This is a genomic window from Spirosoma aerophilum, from assembly GCF_054782495.1.
In genome coordinates this window covers 1-4737 of the sequence record NZ_BAAGSJ010000007.1, presented here as the reverse complement: position 1 = coordinate 4737, position 4737 = coordinate 1, and the positions used below count along the sequence as shown (strand labels likewise).

Genomic DNA, 4737 nt, shown 5'->3' with positions numbered 1-4737 from the left:
ACTACCCCTTTTTTATCCATTTTACGAATGTGAACCACTTGGTCCTTGACCTCTACCTTGACTAGGTTTCCGCTCTTTTAGATTCTTAATATCAAGTTGACTAAAATTTAACTGCTTACTGGTAAAACCCAGTGCCTTCAGGCTAGCTGCATCTTTCCCGTCAGTAACCCATAACTCGTCCTGATGCCAGACTAGTTTTAACTTGGGACCGACCGTGTGCGGATTACTTACCTTCTGAGCAAACGCATTCAAGCTCAGATAAGGCATGTGATCCTGGATGCGTTTAGCAAAGGCAGCATGAAATGCAGGTGTTGGCTTGCTGGGAGTCCCCCCATCAACCGGGGAGGGCTTGGTATTGGTATCTCTACCGGGGCTGACCTGTGATTCAGGCCTTCTGTCAGCAGTTGTGGGCGATACCGGGGGACGAGCCTGGAGCTTTTGTTTCAGCTCATTGAACCGGCGGGACAACTCATTGTATTTCTCAATGTGAGCCTTAAGTTTCTCCGACATCTCCCGGTAACGACTTTGCTCTTGCTCCAGGCCGGCCTGCTGCTGGTGATTTATGTCAAGCAGACCTGTATTGATATCGTAGAGCTTCTTAAGCGCTTTTGACAAGTCAGGTACTTGGTCGGCCTGCTTCTTCTGCTCAATGTAAGCCGTATAATGGCGCTTTACCTGCTGGGTTAATTCGGCAATCCGCTCCTGATCCGCCGGGTCAGGCCGCACGATCTCCACCACGGCTGGCTTCTGCTCCAGCTCGTGTTTGAGCCGCTCAATTTCGGCCTGATACTCGGCTCGGTTAGCCTCTAGCTGGGTGGCCAGCTGCCGATATTTGTAGCCTACGGCCGATCCTTTCACCGGCTGGCCATCCGCTTGCTGAAAGCTGATGCCGTAGATGCCCTTGCTATTCGTCGCTAATTGGGTGGTGATCCCTTTCCCCACCAGATCGGCGGTTAATTCAGCCAGGGTCGTCGGTTTTTGCTCGGCCAATACTTGGCCCAGGATAGTAGCGATACGAGTTCGGTTAGCTTGGGTCGGTGCACTGTGATCCCGTAGACTCGTCCGCTGCTCGGGTAAGGCCTGTAAGCTCAGCGCCTGCTCGATCTGACGCGTCGTTTTGACATTGCGCGCGTAATTATGACTCGTATCCAAAGCCGGGCCAGCATCCAGCCGGACCCGGTTGATGTAAATGTGTACGTGAGCGTGGGCGGTGTCGTGATGTTGGAAGATGGCTACCTGGTGCTGGGCGGGATCGGCTCCCATCGCCGTGCAGTACTGCCGGGCAGCGGCTCGCCACTGGTCGGCACTCAGCTGCTCGCCGGGTTGAGCGGATAAGGAGGTATGCCAGACGGGGGTGCTACAGCGGCTGCCCTGTGCCACCGCCGCCATTTCAGCGGCCATTCCTTGCCAGTGATAACTGATCAGATTGTAGCTATCCAGCAAAGCCACTTTGGGCTGTTTGTGCTGGCGTTGCTGCACCGTCAGATCCGCCGCCCCATAACCCAGAGCGCTATCAAAACTACGGCCGGTAGTGGTTTTGGCGATCATGCCAGAAGCTGGTTAAGTTGGGTGATTATTCCCTGAATACCGGCCAGATCGAACTGACCCGTGTGGGCGTAGCGGGTTAACTGGTTCAAGTCATTGGCCATACTGGCCAGTTGCGCCCGTTCGGGTTTGGTCAGGATAGCCGGACCTTTAGAACCGGTAGCGAGTGTGGCGGCAGGCCCTGACCCCAGCGCCGACCGGCGCAGGTACTCGGATACCTTCAAACCGGCGGCTTCTGCCTTTTGTGCAATCTGTTTGCGTTCCTCTTCCGTCACGCGCAGATCTAAACGATGGGTTTTAGCGAGCGTTGTTTCCATGGTATAGGGTAACTAGGGGTGTCGGGGCGTGCCCTGACCAGGCCAAGCCCGGTAGCGTAGCGTGAAGCCGGGCGGTGGACATTGGGCGCGCAATAACCGACGAGAGGAGGGCAGTTGTGTGTACAATGTCATGGCTTGCTTTACTACGAACGACACAATACTACGCACTAGGATGGTAATTTCCAAGTGAGTATGTGAAGTTTAAATTGGTGGTATATCGATCGATAAAAGCCAGCCGTGGAGCTAAGGATTTATCCCTCAGGTGAGGACCATATCAAAGAGATGATACTCGGGGCACTGGCGATCAAGTTATTCTAATCAACTTACCCAAGTTAGTTCATCAAGGAGACATCATTTGGCCAGAAAAGTTGGATAAAATACCAGATCTAGTACAAGAATGATAGCCAAATAAGCCTTAAAACGCCGTTCCCAGCCAGTTGAAACGGTCACTGTTAGGTCACGCACACCGTTATACGAGTACGATTATAGCATTAGAAATAGCCTAGCCGGATGATTTCCCAGATAGATGGCAGGTTTTACAAACATACAGGAAATGATGGCAAAACGAGTTTGATCAGTCGATTAAGCTAAATCGGCGGACTTATTGTTGAGTGAAGTGAAAAAGATTGATTTCAGCCTAAAAGGACGTTAAACTGGAATCGAAATAGGGAGTCTTTCTTCATAAACTGTCAAAGATATACAGATGATAAAGAACCAAAAATTGGTAAACTGGGTCGGCTCGAATTCATCAAGCCCAGTCCATCAACTTCTAAACTAGAAGTCAATGGAACCCTTCTCGACTCATGAGAGTTGAATACAGATTTATCAGTGAGTTGACAATAAGGGTTTAAAAGGCCAAATCTGAGCAATTGGCCTAGTCTCCCTAGTCTCCCTAGTCTCCCTAGTCTCCCTATGAGGTGGTCCGAATTAGCGGTACACTGAATTAGTCAGATTTGTAATGTATTCCATCTCAAACTGTTCAGGGCTTCGGTAGCCCAGCGACGAATGCTTTCTTTCCCGGTTATAATACACCTCAATGTAGTCGAAGACTTCCGTACGTGCATCCTCTACTTTTAAAAATACACCGCCTTCTAGTAACTCCGCCTTTAAACGGCCGCTTCGGCGGTCCGATCCATAACGACTCGGCAAAAGCACTGTCCTAAGGATCGACGGCCCGACTCATACTGGGCCTGATATGCCACAAACGCGCTAACTCCTTCAACTCAGTTGATACATACTGCCCACCTTGATCAGAAAGGATAATTAGGCCCTCGGCAGGTTGACGTAACTGTAAGGTGCGACGTAGTGGAACCACAACCAACTCGTCTTCCATTTTTTCACCTATTTGCCAGCCCACTATTCTGCGCGAAAATAGATCCATCCAAGTGGCTAAGTTGGCCCAATCGCCAGTAGCTAAAGGCAGATATGTAATATCGCTAACCCAGACCAAATTGGGTGCCTTGGGCAAAGGCTGATCTAACAATAAATTCGGCCGCACGGGCGGCCCCGCAGTAACCTCTACAGTGGGTGCTATCCGTCGTTCGTGGTACAAATTATTTAGGTTGAATAGCCTGTAAACCAACCTTATTCATTAACGTTCGAACTTGATGTCGCCCCACGGATTGGCCTTTTTCCTGCAACTCAGCTTTTATGCGTCGACTGCCATACCGTCGTTTATGTTTGGCAAAAGTCTGTTCGACTAACTGCTGGTACTCAGTTTTTTCAGGGGTTAATTGATAGCTATCGCCCCGTAGGTGTCGATAGTAGGCCGTCCGACTTACTACCAAAACTGAGCACAGGCTTTCAACTGCAAATTCAGAAGCCAACTCTTTGACCAGTTCATATCGTAATCTCAGGTCTGCCGGCTGAAAATGGCTAAGGCTTTTTTTAAGATCTCGCGCTCAGTTTCCAATTGTCGCACTCGATCCTTGAGTTGCTGATTTTCCAGAGCTAGCTCATTTTGTTCACCATTTGCTTTTTTCACCCCTTGGTTCTGGTTTTTCCAGCGGTAGATCAGATTCTCTGAAACGCCTAAGGCCTTGGAAACATAGGCGGCTGTCTGACCGCTAACCAACATTTTAACGACTGCTCCGGCAGCCCGGTTCGTTTTTGAAGTCGGCATCATATTTTCGCCGAGTTTTGGGTTTGCTGGATGGCTGCATGGTCTTGCGAAGTTAAGCTAGTCCAGTGTGCCGATTAATTAGACCATCTCAATCGTTGCCAGTACAAGTAGTGAAACGACAATCGGTAATAGTAGTGCGGATTCCCAAAAATTCAGGACGGGACCGAAATCCCCTAAATTGTAAAGCTACCCTAATAGTCAAGGTGGTTGATCCATAGGTTCTGGATCAACAGGTGCTACACTTCCGATTAAATAGTCTGAAGTGAAAGAGCATATAACCATTCTAACTTTTAGCCTAACTAGCAAGGCTACAGGTAATCGATTAAGTAAGTTCTATAATAGTCGCCAAGGACCCCTTAAGAAGAGTGGGGTATGCCAAGGTAATCTAACAATATTAGGTAAAGTGAGTATTGTAAGAGTTGATTAACACTACTTTTCATTATCGACTGAACAGCCAGCATCTTTTAGGTGTTGGCTGTTTTGTGTGATAGAATTTCTAAAGCATCCTGCAGTCACTTAGGATTTTAAGAGGTCTGTCCCAGTTGTCATTGAAAACGCACCGAAACCCACTTATAACTGCCGATGATTGAATAATTGGTCGGCCAGTAAGTAGAGGGCGTTCTCCCCATAGTGGGCCAATTGATCTGGTGGCAAACCAATCGCCAAGGCAATTATCACCAATTGGCGCTAATCGCTTAGTAAAGTCAGCTAGCCTGGTCAGCTTAGGGCAAAATCAACCATCATCTCTACTTT

At 48.9% G+C, this 4737-nt stretch carries 6 protein-coding genes; all 6 read right to left on the bottom strand.

All coding sequences use genetic code 11. The features are described from left to right. Window positions 1-21: 21 nt before the first annotated feature. The 6 genes from ACYVK4_RS07675 to ACYVK4_RS07650 all read right to left on the bottom strand — a co-directional run bounded on the left by ACYVK4_RS07675 (window position 22) and on the right by ACYVK4_RS07650 (window position 3987). A complete protein-coding gene (locus ACYVK4_RS07675; protein WP_461126909.1) occupies window positions 22-1548 on the bottom strand; it encodes a relaxase/mobilization nuclease domain-containing protein in 1527 nt (508 codons plus the stop codon). Then, entirely contained in the window at window positions 1545-1862 is a 318-nt protein-coding gene (locus ACYVK4_RS07670) for a plasmid mobilization protein (RefSeq protein ID WP_461126908.1), read from the bottom strand. Before ACYVK4_RS07670 ends, ACYVK4_RS07675 begins: the two co-directional genes overlap by 4 nt. Window positions 1863-2789: 927 nt before the next feature. Beyond that, entirely contained in the window at window positions 2790-3011 is a 222-nt protein-coding gene (locus ACYVK4_RS07665) for an IS3 family transposase (RefSeq protein WP_461126907.1), read from the bottom strand. A 10-nt stretch (window positions 3012-3021) separates the two neighbouring features. Then, the gene (locus tag ACYVK4_RS07660; protein ID WP_461126910.1) at window positions 3022-3360 is read right to left on the bottom strand and encodes a transposase; all 339 of its coding nucleotides are present in this window, start codon (window positions 3358-3360) and stop codon (window positions 3022-3024) included. 55 nt (window positions 3361-3415) lie between these two features. Next, the gene (locus ACYVK4_RS07655) at window positions 3416-3649 is read right to left on the bottom strand and encodes an IS3 family transposase (protein ID WP_461126906.1); all 234 of its coding nucleotides are present in this window, start codon (window positions 3647-3649) and stop codon (window positions 3416-3418) included. 65 nt (window positions 3650-3714) lie between these two features. After that, window positions 3715-3987, bottom strand: a complete 273-nt coding sequence (locus ACYVK4_RS07650; RefSeq protein ID WP_461126905.1) for a transposase — start codon at window positions 3985-3987, stop codon at window positions 3715-3717. Window positions 3988-4737: the final 750 nt, after the last annotated feature.

What these genes read in the sequence shown, in the direction of transcription:
- ACYVK4_RS07650 (WP_461126905.1), bottom strand. Translation starts at nt 3,987, where the DNA reads ATGATGCCGACTTCAAAAACGAACCGGGCTGCCGGAGCAGTCGTTAAA.
- ACYVK4_RS07670 (WP_461126908.1), bottom strand. Translation starts at nt 1,862, where the DNA reads ATGGAAACAACGCTCGCTAAAACCCATCGTTTAGATCTGCGCGTGACG.
- ACYVK4_RS07675 (WP_461126909.1), bottom strand. Translation starts at nt 1,548, where the DNA reads ATGATCGCCAAAACCACTACCGGCCGTAGTTTTGATAGCGCTCTGGGT.